Consider the following 18,815-nt stretch of genomic DNA (forward strand, 5'->3'; position numbering starts at 1 on the left):
AGCTTTTAATTTTTGACGTATTTGGCAATTTTCTTATCTCCTATCCAAACAACTTCTCCAGTTTGAATATTACTAAGCTCTAAATTAACTTGATAATAAACTACTTTTTTCTTTTTATGTGAATCCACAATCGAGTTAATCGATCCCTGTAACATAAAGTCCGCACCGTTTTCTAAACCGAACTTTTTCATCGTAGAAACAGAAGCATTTGTTTGTTGATCTGCGCGTTCAGCTCTTAACTCCTCACGTTTTTGCCCTCCTTGAACAAGTCGAACTCTTTGGGATTGAATAAAGGCCTGTTCTACATCCTTTACAAATGTTTCCGCATCAATATGCTCATGACTTTTGTTATACACCATACCTACGATAACCACCGGCTTTTTGCCTTGGTGCTCTTCTTGAAAGTTTGTTATCCAAGGCCCCTCAAGAACCTGCCTGGTCATTTGTTGGGCAACCTCCCTGGAATCGGAATTATTCCATCTCCCACTAATATCAATAGTTTGGTCAGTACTAACTCTAGTTACTTGACGACCACACGAAGTAATTAATAAACCACTTAGGGTAAACAATGCCGCTATTGCGATACGTTTTATTTGCATAACTTATTTTTTTTTATTTTTTTTAAATTGAGAACCACCAATTTCCTGTACGATAGCCTATATTAGGTCTCCAATTCCAATTCCATCGATTATAATTATTGTAGTAATTTCCATAGTATCCACCTGAATATCCGTTGTAATAATTACGCGAATTCTTGGCTCTTTCCATTCTTAATTCCTGACGGTAAGCTCTTCTTAAATCTTTTCGCTCTTGCTTTGCTTCATACCAATCGTAAGCTTTATAGGTATCTTGAAATGTGGTTCCTTGACCTTGGTTAATAGAATCACTCACACTGATATATTCAAGCATACTACTACGATAATTAGGATTTTGATCCGGCGCTAATTCTTGGGAGTAACAAGTTTTAGTTATTAGTAAAGAACCACAAAAACAAATTCCCAATAATAATGTATTTTTCATAACATTTCTTTTTTGAATTAAACATCCATATCATAAAGATACAAAAAATTATTTATTTTCTATAGAACCAAATCCCATTTTATCTTCAATGAATTGCTCGTTTTCACATAACTCTACAAGCTCTTTTTTTACAAAATCCATTACACCTGGCTTATCATCAGGACTAAACAACAAATGTACATTAGCCCCTGCATCTAAAGTAAAACACACCGGTATATTGGTGCTTTGTCTAAAGTTCCATATTTTTTCAATAATGCGTAATGTATTGGATTTCATTAAAATAAAATAAGGCATAGAGGTCATCATCATGGCGTGCAAAGTTAGAGCTTCACTCTCCACTAATTCAACAAACCCTTTTTGATCACCACTAATTAAAATCTGCTTTAACTTAGAGATGTTATCTTTGGCTTGTATAAACCTTTGTTGTGCATAAGGATGATTATGCATCAAATCATGACCAAGGGTACTTGATACTTGCTTTTTTCCCTTATCTACCAATAATACAACATCGCAGTAATCTTTAAACTTATCGTGTACTTGGTATGGAAACGGCAATCCAAATAAATCTGAACTACCGGCTATTTGGTCATCTTGCCCCCAAACCACAACATTTCCTTTAATACTACGACAAGCACTACCCGAACCTAAACGTGCTAAGAAAGATGCTTTTTTATCAAAAAATTCTTGAGTCATCTTAGGGTTCAATACACGCTCCAAACTCATTATATTCACAGCTAATGCAGCCATTGATGAAGCAGAAGACGCAATTCCTGAGGAATGAGGAAACGTATTTCGGGTATCGATTCTAAATTTAAAATAAGCTATATATGGACAATAAATTAAAATTCGCTCAAAGAACTTTTCTACTTTTGGATTAAATGAAGATTTGGGCTGAGATTCATAAATTAACTCAAATTCGATGGCTTGTTTTTCTTTACCCTGGTAATGCAAATTAGTAATTGTTTTACAATTACTTAAAGTAAAACTCAAAGAAGCATTAGCAGGAATCTGACCTTTTTTCTTCCCCCAATATTTAACCAGTGCAATATTACTTGGAGAACTCCAAGTAAAAACACCTGATAATTTCTCATCTATTTTTAAGGGCTCTTTATAAATAAACTCTTCAATATTCATATTTATTTTTTTTCAACTTTCACAAAAATACACTCTTTTCTCTCAACATTAAACATTAGCTATTTTATTATTCTTATCGGTGTAAAGATTCTCTTTGATTCAACATATATTACCAAATAAAACCAGCATAAGCTCACCAGAGTAAAAAACACCCTACTACTAGCAAATAGCACCTTGTAGACCTTAGGTGTTTTCACTAATTTTAACTCAATCAGATAAATTGTTAATGTAAAGAAACTTACATTTAAATATGTTTAAAAAAATATTTCTAATTTACATAAGATTATTTCCCATATGCGTAGCGTTATATGTCGTATTATGTATTATAACCTATTTCCCATCGCATTCACACATTGATATATTTGAACTTAACTTATATCTTAAAGATAAAGAATTCTACCAAATAGCTTTATTTAACCTAGTATTAATATGGCTATTGGCTACCATTAAAGTTTATTTTACACTTAAAAAAAATAAACCTCAAATAAATAACTAATTTTTATTAGAAGGTCTATAATACCTATCTACATATTTTTGAATTTCTTTACGGTATTGCACACTAATATATCCTTGAGAGACAGGAGCACTAAACATAAACATAGGGTTTTCCGGAAAACTGTCCCCAGCGCGGAATAGTAAGAAATATCCCTTACCAAGCCTATTGGCTGCAAACCAGTGCTCATATTTGTAATAATCAGGATTATTTCTTCTTTCACGAACAACAATAAGTACATCGTGTAGTTCCTGCCATAATAAAGTTTGTTTTTTCAACAAACTACTATAATGTATACCGTATTGATCAATACTTACTTTCATGCAAATACTTTTAAAAATAAAAACACCAGATAAAAAGAACAATACCAAGCTCAAGATTTTTGCTAGTATATTTCCATATACCAAAAAATAAATAGCGAATCCTAGAAAAGGTCCTAATGCTAAAATTAATAGCATTATTCTACTGGATAAATTATAGTAATAAAAATTATTCTTCATCATTAAATTTAAATTTTAAGTCACTACTGGCAATAAAACCAGTTGTCCAAGCATTTTGAAAATTAAAGCCTCCTGTAATTGCATCAATATTTAATATTTCACCAACAAAATACATATTAGGTAATAATTTACTTTCCATAGTTTTAAAATTTACCTGCTTTAAATCGATTCCTCCAGCGGTAACAAACTCTTCTTTAAAAGTACTTTTCCCTGTCACTAGAAATTCACCTTGAGTTAACTCACCGGCTAAATTTTGTAATTGCTTATTAGACAAGTCCGCCCAAGAGCAATCTCCACTTATCCCACTAGCTAAAGCTAAACTCTCCCATAAACGCGATGGCAAATCAACAAAATTACGTTTAATAACATTCTTTTTAGCATGTTCAAGTCTAAGTTCAAATAAATACCCTAACATAGACTCATAACTATGATCCTTAGTCCAATTCACAACAATAGTAAAGTTATAATTGTTCAAAGCTAGTTCTCTTGCTCCCCAGGCCGAGAGTCTCAAAATACCAGGTCCACTCATTCCCCAATGGGTAATTAACAAAGGTCCTTGCGCTTGTAATTTACTATCTTTAACTCTAACGTTAGCCATTGTAGAGAGACCCATTAAATCCTTAATCCTTTTATCTTTAATATTAAATGTAAATAAAGAAGCTACAGGGCTAATAATAGAATGTCCTAATTCTTGCAACATGTCCCAAATTTTAGGATTGCTACCCGTTGCAACAACAAGTTTTTTAGCCTGAAAACTACCTTGCAAGGTATCTATTTTCCAAGAGTCCTCTTTTGGAAAAATTCCATTAACACTACACCCACTATATAAAGCTATTTTATATTTCTTAGCTTGGGCTAAAAAGCAATCTATAATTGTTTGAGAATTATCCGTTACAGGAAACATCCTTCCGTCTTGCTCAATTTTTAATTCAACATTTCTTTGTTCAAACCAAGCAATTGTATCTCCACTACAAAATTGATGAAAAGGACCTAGTAACTCTTTACTTCCCCTTGGATAAAATTTCACTAACTCGCCAGGATCAAAACAGGCATGAGTGACATTACATCGACCTCCTCCCGATATTTTTACTTTCGTTAAGAACTCTTTCCCTCTCTCTAGGATTGCAATACGCAAGTTCGGCTTTTCACAAGCCAGATTAATTGCGGTAAAAAAACCAGCCGCACCTCCACCTATAATAATAACATCGTAATTCATTGTCTACTGCTTTTTAACTTTTTAGTTTAATCGAGCTTTTTTAAATAGAAGTAAAAAAATTATCTTTACAGCCACAAAGATACTTACTAACGATCGCAAACTTATCATTGTTAAATATAAGAATATGAAAAAATTACCATTTTTAGCTTTAATTGCTTTGTTTACTATGTGTAAATCCGCTAAACATCTTAAAAGTGTTCCTGCAGATAAGCCAACCATAGAGAATAGCAAAGAAATTAAAGATGATCGTGAAGAAGAATTAGAAGAAGTTTTAGATTTACCAGATTATGCGCAAGTCAGAGACGATTTCCGCTCGGTTAGTACCGCAAGTAAGAATAATTATTTAGCAGGCATGAGAGCTACAGCTGAGAATTATTCCGTAGTGATTTTAACACAAGGTTATCAGGGAGAGAATATTACAATAAAAAACCAGGACAAAACCTTTCTCAATGCAATGACCATAAGTGACTTATCAACTGGAATTGCAAAATCAGTAAGAGTTGAAAACACCCAAGATTTTGTTGTCTCTGATAATTATATCAATGGAGAGGTTACCATTGATCAAGATTTAGCCAAACGATTTAAGTTTATCTACATTATGAAAAACAATGCTAACAAAAAAGTCCCTTTTAAGATAACTTACAGTAATACTCTAAGACCAGTTCGATAAATAAATAGCATTGACAAAAATAGAATCATATTTAAATACAACCAGCCTGAACTCATCCAAGCTGGTTGTGTTTAATGGTACTTTTTTACATTTTTTTAATAATCTTTAATCACCAAGCAGACTAAAAATTTTCCACCACTGGTAATGGCTATAATATCATATCTTGATAGCTTAAAATGGTATTATAACCTTTTTGCATAAAATATTTTTTTGGATTCGTATCCGATCCTACCAAAATAAAGTCTCCACCCCAGGCACCAAGACTTTTTATAGCTCCTGGAAAATCACTAAAGAATTTATCTTTTACACATTGCTCTTTGATTATTGATGAAATAATATTTTCATGCAAACTAACCAGCTTGTGAAATTCTTTTAAATTTTTCACTAAAGGTATCTGCTCACTTATATCCTGTATTTGCTGGCAGGCATTTAAAAATTCACTATTATTCTGAGTCTTATTTGCTCTATAATTTGCAATTCCTTGCTTACTATCTTGCTTGTTATTTAAATAAACAAAATACAAATCTTTAGTTATCTCTTGACTTAGGTCTGTGCGTTGGATCTCAGGTGTAATATTATTTCTAGTATACCAAATTGGCCCATCACTAGTGGCACAAGCAATATCATAACCACTACCTTTAAAGCTTCTATTTAAGAGTTCATAAGGATTTATATTAAACCATTGAGCCACATTACTTATCCAAGTTGAGGAGCTACCCAACCCCCATAATCTAGGAAAGGTTAAATAACAACGTACCTCAAATCCAGAATTATTACTTGTGAAAATTTCAGGATTTAATAAATGGGCTTGAACCAATACATCAAGCAATACCTTATAATACGCGCTTTTATTTAATTGACCCTTAGGCTTTAGTATATCTGAAATTTTTATATTCTCCTGCATCCAAAAAGTTCCATCTGAATTAAAACCTGTCCAATTAACAAAACCGGACCCGTTGGGTATTACCTGCATACTCTGTCCTGTTTTACATGGTAAGGCCAAGGCCTTCACCCCGTCTAAAACGACATACTCGCCGGTTAAGAGCAACTTTCCATTACTATAAAAAGATAAATCCTGCATAACTGGTTATTTACGTAGGCTTTCTAAAAAATCTACAACTCCACTATGGGTTACCGTATGATTCTCGAAATGTTCTAAGACCGCTTGCTTCTCAGCTTTGGTAGCCTTAAACTGGTTTAATATATTATTTAAATGCATTTTCATGTGCCCTTTTTGAATACCCGTAGTGGTTAAGGATTTAACAGCCGCAAAATTTTGGGCCAGCCCCGCCACTGCGATAATTTGCATTAATTCTTTAGCACTTGGATTTTCAAGCATTTGTAAAGCAACCTTAACCATTGGATGCAAAGAAGTAAGGCCTCCTACTGTACCTAAGGCTAATGGTAAATCAATCCAAAAAGTAAAAATACCATCTTCCACTTTAGCATGTGATAGACTTGAATACTGCCCGTCTTTACAAGCAAAGGCATGTACACCGGCTTCTATTGCTCTGAAATCATTACCAGTAGCCACTACCACCGCATCAACTCCATTCATAACTCCTTTATTATGAGTAACGGCTCTAAAAGGCTCTATCTCAGCAATAGTAATAGCTTGAATAAACTTACGCACAAATGTTTGTGGATCGGGAATATCTGCTGATTGTAAATCTGAAACAGCGCAACTAACGCTAGCTCTAACTACACATTCTGGCACATAATTCGATAAAATACTCATAACTACATCTAATTCCCTTTCTTTTTGATCAAACAAAAAATACTCCAAGGCCTTTTGTTTCAAAGTAACTGCTATTTGCTCTAAACATGAATTTATAAAATTCGCCCCCATACTATCTACAGTCTCAAAGCTAACATGTAACTGATAGTAATTTGGTAACTGATGTGTTTTATCCCTTAATTCTATACTACAAATACCTCCACCTCTTTTTTGCATATTTTGGGTAATATGCAAGGTTTGTTCAACAAAATCGTTTTGTATAGTTTCAATAAACTGCTCCAATTTTTGTTTACTCCCTTGAAACATAAAATGAACTTGCCCTATTTTTTGCGTTCCCAAAACCTCTGCGGTAAATCCTCCTCTTTTACTCCAAAATTTTGCAGCTTTAGATGCAGCAGCCACCACAGAACTCTCCTCAATTACCATTGGGATTGTATAATACTTACCATTTATTAAAAAATTAGGCGCTACCCCAAAAGGCAAATAAAAATTAGTAATTGTGTTTTCAATAAACTCATCGTGTAACTTTTGAATATCCGTATCTGAATTCCAGTATTGTTGTATTGTTTCTAGTACCTTATCACTTTGATTGAAATAAGTTTTAGCGATCCAATTTATTTTTTCTTGTTTAGTAAGTTTAGAGAAACCACTGATATTGCTTTGCATAAATTCTAGCTTTAAAAAATACAAATATAATGCATTCTGTTTAGGTTAAAAAAAACTTAGAAATTCCAGTATAACCATTTTTTCATTGCTTTAAACATTATAAAACGACCAGTTTTAACCTATTTTTATAATTTTGATAGTTAATCCCGAAAATAAATTGGTGTAACTCATATTTTTTGATTAAAATTGAAAGTTTTTTCAATTATAACAACGATGAAATACCCTAACCTAACCTTATTGTTGTGCATTGTTATGACCAATTTAGGCTTTGCACAAAAACAAATTCAATCAGAAGATCTATGGAATGGTACCTTTAGAACCAAAGCCATGCAGTCTGTAAACGCCATGAATAACTCCAATCAATACTCACGTATTGAAACAGGAGATAATAAAGACCAACATATCAATCTTTATAGTTTCAAGACTCTTGAAAAAGTAAAAACTTTGTTTTCTACGGCCGACCATAATGAAATAAATTCAATTTCATCTTATATTTTTGATCATCAAGAGCAACAGATCTTAATTGGAACCAATTCAACTCCGATCTACAGACGCTCGGCTCTAGCTGATTACTACTTGTACAACCCGCAAACACAGTCTTTAGTGAAAATTGCGCAGCACAAGATACTTGAGCCAACTTTTTCCAAAGATGGTACTAAGATTGCTTATGCTTATAACAATAACTTATACATCTATGACATTGCTGACAAACAAACAACTCAAATAACATTTGATGGAAAGAAAAATCACATCATAAATGGTATTTCGGATTGGGTTTATGAAGAAGAGTTCGGAATTGTAAGAATGTTTGATTGGAGTAAAGATTCAGATAAACTAGCCTATGTAAAGTTTGACGAAACTAATGTACCTGAATACTCAATGGATATATATGGACAAGACCTATATCCTACTCAACAAACATTTAAATATCCTAAAGCAGGAGAAGCTAACTCTTTGGTTTCTATCGATATTTACGATTTAAAAAGTAAAAAAACCACTACAGTAGATTTAAGCGAATTTGAAGATTTCTACATCCCTAGAATAAAGTGGACTAACGACAATCAATTCTTGAGCGCGCAAATTATTAATCGTCATCAAAATGATTTAAAATTATTTTTCATTGATGGAACAACTGCCCAAAAGCAATTAATCTTAAATGAAAAAGACCCTGCATATATAGATATTCAAACTATCACTTTTCAAGATAACAATGACTTTGTATGGTTAAGTGAAAGAGACGGACATAATCACCTTTATTACTATAACAAAAAAGGAGAACTTATAAATCAAATCACAAGTGGAGATTGGGAAGTTTCAAATTACTATGGTATAGATCCTAAAGGGAAAAAAGTTTACTTTCAGTCAGTTGAAAACGGACCAATCTATAGAGATATCTATGTAATTGATGTTAACGGGAAAAACAAAAAACAATTATCTGAATTACCAGGAACTAATTCAGCTATTTTTAGTCCTGATTTCGATTTGTTTATCAATATCCATTCCTCTACAAAATCTGCACCTTCTTATACCTTAAAGGACACTAAAAAAGGTAAGGTAATCAAAGAGATTTTAAACAATACAGAGTTAGAGCAAAACCTTGAAGCTTATGCTCTGCCACAGAAAGAATTTATACAAATCCCAACTACAGATGGAGTTATGTTAAATGCCTGGATGATGAAACCTACTGACTTTGATCCGAATAAAAAATACCCAGTTTTTATGTACCAATATAGTGGTCCAGGTTCTCAAAATGTAGCTGATAAATGGTTTGACACTAATGATTATTGGCATGCAATGCTAACACAAAAAGGATATATTGTGGTAACAGTAGATCCACGAGGAACAGGTTTTAGAGGAGCTGATTTCAAAAAAGTTACTCAGAACGAATTAGGTAAATATGAGGTTGAAGATCAAACAAATGCTGCTAAGTTTCTTGGAACTCAAGATTATATTGACCCTAGTAGAATCGGAATTTGGGGATGGAGCTATGGTGGTTTTATGAGCTCAAATTGCTTACTACAATCTCCAGATGTTTTTAAATTAGCCATTGCTGTTGCTCCTGTTACAAACTGGAGATATTATGATTCAATATATACAGAGAGGTATATGAAAACACCACAAGAAAACCCAACTGGATACGATTTAAATTCACCTAACACTTATGTTAAAAACCTTAAAGGAAAATATCTTTTAATACACGGTTCGGCTGATGATAATGTCCATGTACAAAATGCTATGTCAATGATCCAAGGACTTGTTTTACAAGGTAAAGATTTTGACTGGTTAATCTACCCTGATAGAGATCATGGTATTCATGGTGGAAAGACTAGATATCAACTTTATAATAAAATGACTGACTTTGTCTTAAACAATTTATAAGATACTAATAAAAGTATTCCCCAATTTTTTCATAACCCAAAACAAACTAATTAAAAAATGGCAGTAGAAAACACTACCAATGCAAATTTATTCCAATCTAAAGTATTAGGACATCCCGCAGGATTGTTTGTCCTATTTTTTACCGAGATGTGGGAGCGCTTTTCATTCTATGGTATGCGCGTATTATTAATACAGTTTTTAACAGCTAAAGTACTTTTTGACAACCCCTATTCTGGTTGGGGATGGAGTGCCGAACAAGCAGGAGCTCTATATGGTACTTATGCTATGTTATTATATTTAACCCCTATTCTTGGAGGAATCATAGCCGATAAATATATAGGCTCGCGTTGGGCAGTGATAATCGGAGCAATTGTAATGACTATTGGTCACGCAGCAATGGCTTTTGATGCCAAAATAATGTTTTTTATTGGTTTGGCCTGTTTGGTTATTGGAACAGGATTTTTTAAACCCAATATGCCTTCCATGTTAGGGGAGATGTATAAATATCTACCAGAGAAGAAAGACTCAGCATATACCATATTTTACATGGGGGTTAACTCCGGTGCGTTCTTTGGAATGATGCTTTGTGGTTATATTGCCGAAACAAAAGGATGGCATTATGGATTCACTTTAGCAGGAATTTTCATGTTATTAGGAACCATTCAATTCTGGTTGGCAAAACCTTTATTTGGTAAGGTAGGTGTATTACAGGACAAAACAGAACTTAAAGCTCCAACACCTGAAGAAATAGAAGAGGAAAAAGAAACGAAAAATCCTTACACTGTTAAAGACTATATCTTAATTGCTCTAGTAGCTATAATTGGACTACTTTATGCATTTAATGATCCTTTATCTAAAAATGGAGTAATTGATATATTTTCGTTCTTAGACACTCCTTATTTAAGAGGTCAAAATATTGTGGCTATTACAGCTTTGGTTTTATTTATATACCTTGTTGTATCACGAATTCTACGTTATGGAGCTATAATAAGAGATCGTATGTTTGCAGTAATTATACTTGCATTCTTTGTAATGTTCTTTTTTATGAGTTTTGAACAAGGTGCTACTTCTCTTGTGTTAGTTGCTCGTGATTATGTAGATAGAACTTTAGAGGGAAGTGCATTGCTTACTTTCAACATAATAAATACGTGCCTTACTATTATACCTTTATTAATCATTTCTTGGGTTCTTTTCCTATTGGCAAAAGCGACTTGGAAAAAAATTGCATTATCCAATGTGATTTTGATTCTTTGTTTTGTAGGTATTTGGGGATTAGCCATTTATATGTTACGTCAAGAATTTTCTAAAGAAGCTTCTGAAATAACTGTTTCTTGGTTCTCTATTTTAAATTCATTCTTTATTATTTCATTAGCATCGACTGTATCTAAACTATGGGATTCTAAATACAACCCCTCAGCGGCTTATAAATACGGATTTGGTCTAATCTTAGTGGCAATAGGATTTTTGATCTTAGGCCTAGGTTCATTAGGAACTAGTGAGGGCGTAAAAATGTCAATGATGTTTTTAGTTTTAACTTATTTATTTCATACCCTTGGAGAATTATTTATATCTCCAGTTGGGCTGTCATATGTTTCTAAATTAGTTCCAGGAAAAATGTTAGCTTTTATGTTTGGGATGTGGTACCTTGCCTTGGCTATTGCACAAAAATTTGCTGCTATTTTAGGTAGTCAAATTGAGGTTATTAAAGAATCCTATTCTTTAAGTCATTTCTTTTTCCTATTCACTTTAATTCCAGCAGCTGCGGGAGTTCTAGTTATAATACTTAACCCAGTACTTAAAAAATTAATGCATGGTATTCGCTAATAATATCATGGTTCAAAATATTTATAACAATTTTTAAATGAGTCAAACACAAACATTAGAACAAATCCAAAATTTCTCTGGGAAATACCCAAAGCAAATTTGGAGTCTTTTCTTCTCGGAAATGTGGGAGCGCTTTTGCTTCTATGGAATGAGAGGAATGCTAGTTTTCTTTATGATCTACCAGTTAGATTTCACAGAAGAAAGCGCAAACTTGCAATACGGATCAACCCAAGCATTCGTATACGCTTTTACCTTCTTAGGGGGAATCTTTGCCGATAAGATTCTAGGCTTTAGAAAATCTCTTTTTTGGGGAGGCCTTCTAATGATTGTAGGAAGTTTAGTGTTAGCATATGATCCGAAAGCCTTCTTTTTTACCGGAATAGCATTCACCGTTATTGGAACTGGTTTCTTTAAACCAAATATCTCAACAATGGTTGGTAAACTATATAAAAAAGGTGATGGAAGAACAGATGCTGGTTTTTCCCTATTTTATGCGGGAATTAACCTTGGTGCTTTAATAGGTGGATATCTGTGTATAGCTATTGGTAAAGGACATATATTAGCAGATTACATACCGGCAGATAAAACATGGAATGTAGCCTTTGGTCTTGCTGCACTTGTAATGATTATTAGCTTGGTAAACTTCACACTAACTAAAAAATCATTAGGTCCAATTGGATTGCAGCCAATGCAAGTAAATGCTGATGGACAACAAATCAAAATGCCTTTTTGGAAGGAACTAGCCACCTATATAGGTACTTTTGCAATGATTCCATTAGTAATTTTAATGATTAACAATACCCAGTACACCAACTATTTTATGCTTATTGTTGGTCCATTAGCTTTATTATATCTTTTCTACGAAATGACTAAGCTAACAGTAAGTGAAAGAAAAAAGATTCTTGCAGCGTTAATCTTTATTGTATTCTCTATTTTATTTTTTGGAATTTACGAACAAGCTGGTGGTTCACTAAGTATTTTCGCATCCAAAAACTTAGATTCAAATTTACTTGGAATGCATTTAGATCCAAATGGAGTAAATAATTCTGGTGGTGCGTTTTTTATCATCTTTATAGCTCCGTTAATGGGATTACTTTGGATTTGGTTACATAAAAAAGGAATAGAACCCAATACCATTATAAAATTCGGTTTAGGATTTCTATTACTAGGAGCGGGTTATTATGCTTTATTTGCAACTAAACTTTTTGCAACTCTACAAGGAATTACTTCTTTAGATTTCTTTACACTTGCTCTTTTAATAATCACCCTTGGTGAGCTATGCTTGTCTCCGATCGGTTTATCGATTATGACTAAACTATCTACAGCTAATTTGCAAGGAATGATGATGGGAATGTGGTTTTTAGCTAGTGCTTACGGACAATATGTTGCGGGATTATTAGGTGCTGCAATGAGTAAGACAGCATTAACTAATACAGGAAATGATCCAAATTATGATGCTTTAATATCCTATACTAATGGATATAAAGAATTAGGTCTATATGCAGTTATTGCAGGAGTAATCTTAATTGCTATATCTCCGTTAATCAAAAAACTAATGCAAGAGGTGAATTAATTCACCTTTTGGCATTTTAACCCCCTTACAATTTACATTATGGAAAAAAGTACAAGTACAAATCCTAATTTTTTTGACACAAAGGTTTTAGGACATCCCTCTGGATTATTTGTTTTATTCTTCACAGAGATGTGGGAACGATTCTCATTTTATGGAATGCGCGTATTACTGATTCAGTTCCTAACTATGTCAGTAATCGGGTTAAATCCAGGTTGGCAAATGTCTATGGTAGACGCAGGTTCAATTTTCGCAACCTACGCAATGCTACTATATATTACGCCAATTTTTGGTGGAATCTTAGCCGATAAATATTTAGGTTACCGATGGGCTGTGGTTATTGGTTCTTTATTGATGACATTAGGGCATGCTTCAATGACATTAGAAGCGCCTTTTTACATGTATTTAGGATTAGCTCTTTTGGTTGCAGGTACAGGTTTTTTCAAACCCAATATGACTTCTATATTATCGGAGATGTATAAATCATTTCCAGACAAAAAGGATGGTGCTTATACTATTTTTTACATGGGAGTAAACACAGGTGCATTCTTCGGAATGATGCTTTGTGGGTATCTAGGTGAGCGCATAGGATGGCACTATGGCTTTGGTCTAGCAGGTATTTTTATGTTATTGGGTACTTTACAGTTTTGGTTAGCTAAGCCTATTTTTGGTAATATCGGCGAGATTCCAAATAAATCCAACCAACAAATAAACTCAGATGTAGATACACAAAGTCAATCCAACCAAACAGATCAAGATGAAGATCAAGAAAAACCTAACCCATATACTACCTTAGATTATGTTTTAATTGTCCTAAGTACAATTATAGGTTTATTATATGCCTTTGATGACCCTTGCCGCGTTATAGCAGGTTTTGGCTTATTTCCTGATCAAATCTTTGGAATTGACGGAAAGACTTTGGGAATAGTAGTAGGATTAATACTATTTTTATATCTTGTTATTTCTCGTATTTCTCGCTACTCTAAAATTGTGAGAGATCGAATGATTGCTGTAATAATTTTTGCGTTTTTCACTATTTTCTTTTGGATGAGCTTTGAACAAGGAGCCACTTCATTGGTAATATTCGCAAGAGATAATACGCAAAGAATATTAACTGGTAGCACAGCCTCTATCTTCCAAATTTTCAATTTACTACTTACCGTTATTCCTTTACTTATAATTAGTTATGTTTTAATTATTCTAGCCAAGAAAACATTTAAAAAGGCTCCTGCTTCAAATGTTATTCTAGCCATAACTTTCATTGGGGTTTGGGCAGCCGCAATTTGGATGTTAAACCGTGAGATGTCTGCACATACCTATGAGGTTTCTTACAGAGCAATTGAAACACCGCTAATGGATAGTCAAGGTAAACATCAAGTTGATGAGCATGGTGATTTACAATATAACTATGAACCAGTGAGCGAAGATTACATCGCTACATCGGGACAAAAAGTAGTTACTCAACACACCATTGTATCTAACTTAGATGTATTTTCTCAAGGTGCATCCGTAAACTTATATAAGGAATTAGGTAAATACAACATAATAACTGCTGAACAACAAAACACCCTTACACAAGAATACGGCAAGTTTGATAAAACGCCACAAATTGTACAAGGTAAAGTAGAGAGCACAAAAGACGATCAAGTTGAAATTACAGCGTCTTGGTTTTCTATCTTAAACTCTTTCTTTATTATTGCTTTTGCATCAGTGGTATCCAAGTTATGGGATTCTAAATTCAATCCTCCAGCAGCAATTAAATATGGCCTAGGATTAATTATTATGGCTCTAGGTTTTGGTATTTTAGCATATGGATCACATGGCATCGGAGAACAAACAAAAGTTTCCATGATGTGGTTAGTCTTTGCGTATCTACTCCACACTTTGGGAGAATTATTCTCATCACCTGTTGGACTTTCCTACGTTTCAAAACTAGTTCCTGGAAGAATGATTGCACTTATGTTTGGAATGTGGTATCTTGCAATTGCAATTGGAAATAACTTAGCAGCAAAATTGGGAGGTCAAATTGATGTTATTACAGAGAAATATTCTTTATCCACTTTCTTTTTAATTTTCACAATTGTTCCTATTATTGCAGGTTTATTAGTTATTGCTCTAAATCCTAAGCTGAAAAAGTTAATGCACGGGGTTAAATAAAAAAAAATTAAATTAAAATAAATATGAGAAAACTATTTTTAATACTAACAATCTCTTTAGTTTCTTTAGCTACTTATGCCCAAGAAATTAAATGGATGAGTTTTGAACAAGCTATTGAAGCTCAAAAAGAAAATTCAAAACCTATTTTCATGGATGCTTATACTATTTGGTGTGGTCCATGTAAAATGTTAGATAAAAATACTTTTGGTGATCCTAAAATAGCAGATTACATCAATGCAAATTATAATCCTGTAAAATTTGATGCCGAAGGTACAGAAGTAATTAACTACAAAGGACAAGAATACACAAACCCGCAACATGACCCGAATCGAAAAGGTCGTAATGCATCGCATCAATTCACGGAATTTCTACGTATTCCTGGTTACCCATCAATGGTAATTTTTGATAATAGCTTAAATGTTCAAGATGTTATTATTGGTTACCTTACACCGGATAAACTAATGGAAAGATTACAATAAATCTATTTAATTATAAAAAAATCCCTCTTGAACTAATCAAGAGGGATTTTTTTTATCTTATTTCTAAATGTTAACATCTAAAACCCTATTTATTTGGACAAATCGAGATCTATAGTAATTTTCTTTTGTCGAGGAAACAATAACTCCCCTTGAAGTAGAGGAATGAATAAATTTAATTTCATCATCTAATACTTCTGTAATAATCCCAACGTGAGAAATACGAGATCCTCTGGTTTTGAAGAAAATCAAATCGCCCTTTTGCGCTTGATTTTTACTAATTTTTTGTCCCACTTTAGCCATATCCCAAGAACTACGAGGTAGATCAACGGCTGTATCGGAAAATGCATTTATAACAAGTCCTGAACAATCTATCCCATTGGATGTTGTTCCACCAAAGCGGTAGCGTACCCCATAGAAATCAAACGCACTACTTATAACTTGACTTGATACATACGAGTATTCCATCTTTCGTTCATTGAGTTCATCAATGAACTCCTCTAATAATGCATCCAGTTGATTTTGAAGATCCAAGTCAACTTGTTTACTTTCATTTAAAACAATAGTTTTTTGTGGATCCTGGTTGTTTTCTTGTTCATAAAAATCCGAGAATTGATCTAACAATAGACCCCCACTTGTATGAATTGTCCCTTTTCCATACATGGATGAGCAACACAAAATCAAGCCACTAAATAAAACTATTGCCTTTTTCATAATAACTTCTTATAATTATCCCTTTGTACTGTTTTGTATAATACATCTAGCCGTTGTTTGACTAGCTCCTCCTGCACCTAATTTACTAATTAGAACATCGTACTGCTTTATCAAATTCTCTCTATAAGATGAACTTAGAATTTTATCAAGTTCCTTTTTGATATTATCTGAATTACAATCTGCTTGTATTAATTCCACTACAAGTTCTTTATCCATGATTAGATTAACTAAAGATATGAATTTCAATGTAATAATTCGCTTTGCAATTTGATAAGAAATTTCATTTCCTTTGTAAAGCACTACTTGTGGCACTCTAAATAAGGCTGTTTCAAGGGTTGCTGTACCACTTGTTACTAATGCCGCATAGGCAATATTTAACAGTGCATATGTTTGGTTAAAAACCACTTTGACATCACTACCCTTTACAAACTGATTGTAAAATTCCTGCTCTTGCCCAGGAGCACCAGCTATAATAAATTGATAATCTGGATAAAATTTCACTACACTTAACATCTGTTGTAACAACTTACTAATTTCTTGCTTTCTACTCCCTGGTAATAAAGCAATGATTGGTCTATGGTCTAAGTTATTATGTTCTATAAAGTCCTGATGAGGTAGTCTTCTATAATTTTCAATTGCGTCCACTAACGGATGACCTACAAAATTAACCTTAAATCCATGTTTATTCTGGTAAAAATCTTGCTCAAAAGGCAAAATCACATACATATAATCTACGTCTCGTTTAATGGCCTTAATACGGTTTTCTTTCCAAGCCCAAATTTGTGGCGAAATATAATAATGCGTAGCAATACCTTGTTGTTTAGCCCATTTTGCAATACGCATATTAAACCCTGGATAATCAATAAAAATTAACACATCTGGTTTAAAAGCCAAAATATCACTTTTACAAAACGAAATATTCTTAAGAATAGTGCGTAAGTTTTGCACTACCTCAAAGAACCCCATAAAAGCAAGGTCTTTATAATGCTTTACTAACTCCGCTCCTTCTTCTTGCATTAACTCCCCACCCCAAACTCTTACTTGGGCACTTGAATCTTGCTCCTTTATAGCTTTTATCAAATTGGCTCCATGTAAATCTCCAGAGGCCTCTCCTGCAATTATATAATACTTCATCTAAACTATTTGCGTTACCAAGGTTAAAATAATAACTGCTAAAATACAGCCATTCGCGAAATTATCTAACTTTTTTTGGATGAAAAAGCTAAATAAAAGCAAATTAAAAATACTTCCTATAGCAACAATCCTACCAAACATATTAGCCTTGAGAATAAAATTAAAGTCTAGGAATAAATCAAAATGCGTAAAAACACGCAAATAAAACTCACTTCCTATAATAGTTGCCACTATAGCTGCTAGAAAACCTAGCCCTAATTGCAAAATCTTATTATTTTTCAAACTCCCACGTATTTAAACGATTGATACTATGATATGCGGTTAAATCAAAATGAACCGGTACAATAGAGATATAACCATTAGCTAAAGCCCATTCATCGGTATCCTGACCTTTATCAAAATTGACAAACTCCCCCTTTAGCCAATAATATTCTTTACCATGAGGACTTACTCTTTTATCAAAATCTTCACGCCAAGAAGCCTTAGCTTGTCTACAGATTTTCACACCTTTAATTTGATCAAACTTCAATTTTGGAAAATTTACATTTAGTACCACATCGGTTGGAATTCCATTGGCAAGGGCTCTTTCAACGATTTGTTTAACCCAAGGCTTTACATGTTCAAAATCAGCATCCCAATTAAAGTCTAATAAAGAAAAACCGATAGCCGGAATACCACTCATTCCTGCCTCTAAAGCAGCGCTCATAGTCCCTGAGTAAATAACATTAATTGAAGAATTAGAACCATGATTTATACCCGAGACACAAAGATCAGGCTTACGATCAAGAATTTGACTTAAAGCAATTTTCACGCAATCTACAGGTGTGCCAGAACACGCATATTCTAATTCAATATCCGAATCCATATTTACCGAGTCCAAAGTTAAGGTGCTATTTAAAGTCATGGCATGTCCCATACCAGACTGTGCCTTATCAGGAGCCACAACTACAACTTCTCCAATTTGTTTCATAACTTGAATTAATGCTCTCATCCCTGGCGCAGTAATTCCATCATCATTTGTGACTAATATTAGTGGTTTTTTATTCATTTTTTTCACTTTTTACTATCGCAAATTTAGTAATTATAAAGTTAAAGGCTTCCTTGTTCAACGCTATTACAACAAC

17 protein-coding genes are annotated in these 18,815 nt (G+C 33.4%); 6 read left to right on the forward strand and 11 right to left on the reverse strand.

The genetic code is table 11. The features are described 5' to 3' along the window. Positions 1–5 precede the first annotated feature (5 nt). From ACYSNV_RS01160 to ACYSNV_RS01180, 5 genes are all read right to left on the reverse strand, one after another. Positions 6–599 carry a penicillin-binding protein activator LpoB gene (locus ACYSNV_RS01160; protein ID WP_461760729.1) on the reverse strand — a complete coding sequence of 198 codons (594 nt, stop codon included), beginning with the start codon at positions 597–599 and terminating at the stop codon, positions 6–8. A 22-nt stretch (positions 600–621) separates the two neighbouring features. Further along, positions 622–1,020 carry a hypothetical protein gene (locus ACYSNV_RS01165; protein ID WP_461760730.1) on the reverse strand — a complete coding sequence of 133 codons (399 nt, stop codon included), beginning with the start codon at positions 1,018–1,020 and terminating at the stop codon, positions 622–624. Between the two features lie 48 nt (positions 1,021–1,068). After that, positions 1,069–2,154, reverse strand: coding sequence for a diphosphomevalonate decarboxylase (locus ACYSNV_RS01170; protein WP_461760731.1), 1,086 nt, complete (start codon positions 2,152–2,154; stop codon positions 1,069–1,071). A 492-nt stretch (positions 2,155–2,646) separates the two neighbouring features. Then, the gene (locus ACYSNV_RS01175; RefSeq protein WP_461760732.1) at positions 2,647–2,970 is read right to left on the reverse strand and encodes a hypothetical protein; all 324 of its coding nucleotides are present in this window, start codon (positions 2,968–2,970) and stop codon (positions 2,647–2,649) included. A gap of 166 nt (positions 2,971–3,136) precedes the next feature. Further along, the gene (locus ACYSNV_RS01180) at positions 3,137–4,363 is read right to left on the reverse strand and encodes a BaiN/RdsA family NAD(P)/FAD-dependent oxidoreductase (protein WP_461760733.1); all 1,227 of its coding nucleotides are present in this window, start codon (positions 4,361–4,363) and stop codon (positions 3,137–3,139) included. A 124-nt stretch (positions 4,364–4,487) separates the two neighbouring features. Between ACYSNV_RS01180 and ACYSNV_RS01185 the strand changes: the two genes are divergently transcribed. After that, positions 4,488–5,033: a hypothetical protein gene (locus tag ACYSNV_RS01185; RefSeq protein ID WP_461760734.1), complete on the forward strand. Its 546-nt coding sequence runs from the start codon at positions 4,488–4,490 to the stop codon at positions 5,031–5,033. Positions 5,034–5,181: 148 nt separating this feature from the next. On the opposite strand, the gene ACYSNV_RS01190 is transcribed toward ACYSNV_RS01185, so the two are convergent. Beyond that, the gene (locus ACYSNV_RS01190) at positions 5,182–6,114 is read right to left on the reverse strand and encodes a GYDIA family GHMP kinase (protein WP_461760735.1); all 933 of its coding nucleotides are present in this window, start codon (positions 6,112–6,114) and stop codon (positions 5,182–5,184) included. A gap of 6 nt (positions 6,115–6,120) precedes the next feature. After that, positions 6,121–7,437 (reverse strand): hydroxymethylglutaryl-CoA reductase, degradative, encoded by a 1,317-nt coding sequence (locus ACYSNV_RS01195; protein ID WP_461760736.1) that lies wholly within the window; start codon positions 7,435–7,437, stop codon positions 6,121–6,123. Positions 7,438–7,650: 213 nt separating this feature from the next. Here ACYSNV_RS01195 and ACYSNV_RS01200 point away from each other — a divergent pair, with 213 nt between their 5' ends. Genes ACYSNV_RS01200 through ACYSNV_RS01220 form a run of 5 tightly spaced genes read left to right on the forward strand, consistent with a single transcriptional unit; the run spans position 7,651 to position 15,846 of the window. Beyond that, positions 7,651–9,816: a S9 family peptidase gene (locus tag ACYSNV_RS01200; RefSeq protein ID WP_461760737.1), complete on the forward strand. Its 2,166-nt coding sequence runs from the start codon at positions 7,651–7,653 to the stop codon at positions 9,814–9,816. Positions 9,817–9,873: 57 nt separating this feature from the next. Further along, positions 9,874–11,640: a peptide MFS transporter gene (locus tag ACYSNV_RS01205; protein ID WP_461760738.1), complete on the forward strand. Its 1,767-nt coding sequence runs from the start codon at positions 9,874–9,876 to the stop codon at positions 11,638–11,640. A gap of 37 nt (positions 11,641–11,677) precedes the next feature. After that, the gene (locus tag ACYSNV_RS01210) at positions 11,678–13,213 is read left to right on the forward strand and encodes a peptide MFS transporter (RefSeq protein WP_461760739.1); all 1,536 of its coding nucleotides are present in this window, start codon (positions 11,678–11,680) and stop codon (positions 13,211–13,213) included. Positions 13,214–13,252: 39 nt separating this feature from the next. Next, positions 13,253–15,367 (forward strand): peptide MFS transporter, encoded by a 2,115-nt coding sequence (locus ACYSNV_RS01215; RefSeq protein WP_461760740.1) that lies wholly within the window; start codon positions 13,253–13,255, stop codon positions 15,365–15,367. A 23-nt stretch (positions 15,368–15,390) separates the two neighbouring features. Next, a complete protein-coding gene (locus ACYSNV_RS01220) occupies positions 15,391–15,846 on the forward strand; it encodes a thioredoxin family protein (protein ID WP_461760741.1) in 456 nt (151 codons plus the stop codon). Between the two features lie 63 nt (positions 15,847–15,909). Here ACYSNV_RS01220 and ACYSNV_RS01225 read toward each other — a convergent pair whose 3' ends face one another. The 4 genes from ACYSNV_RS01225 to surE are packed head-to-tail and all read right to left on the reverse strand — an operon-like array spanning position 15,910 to position 18,739. Then, positions 15,910–16,557 (reverse strand): C40 family peptidase, encoded by a 648-nt coding sequence (locus ACYSNV_RS01225; RefSeq protein ID WP_461760742.1) that lies wholly within the window; start codon positions 16,555–16,557, stop codon positions 15,910–15,912. Positions 16,558–16,572: 15 nt separating this feature from the next. Next, the gene (lpxB, locus tag ACYSNV_RS01230) at positions 16,573–17,691 is read right to left on the reverse strand and encodes a lipid-A-disaccharide synthase (protein ID WP_461760743.1); all 1,119 of its coding nucleotides are present in this window, start codon (positions 17,689–17,691) and stop codon (positions 16,573–16,575) included. Continuing rightward, positions 17,692–17,973 carry a hypothetical protein gene (locus tag ACYSNV_RS01235; protein WP_461760744.1) on the reverse strand — a complete coding sequence of 94 codons (282 nt, stop codon included), beginning with the start codon at positions 17,971–17,973 and terminating at the stop codon, positions 17,692–17,694. Next, positions 17,963–18,739: a 5'/3'-nucleotidase SurE gene (surE, locus tag ACYSNV_RS01240; RefSeq protein WP_461760745.1), complete on the reverse strand. Its 777-nt coding sequence runs from the start codon at positions 18,737–18,739 to the stop codon at positions 17,963–17,965. The genes ACYSNV_RS01235 and surE overlap by 11 nt, the downstream gene beginning before the upstream one ends. Positions 18,740–18,815 lie beyond the last annotated feature (76 nt).

Source organism: Myroides sp. LJL119 (genome assembly GCF_054871605.1).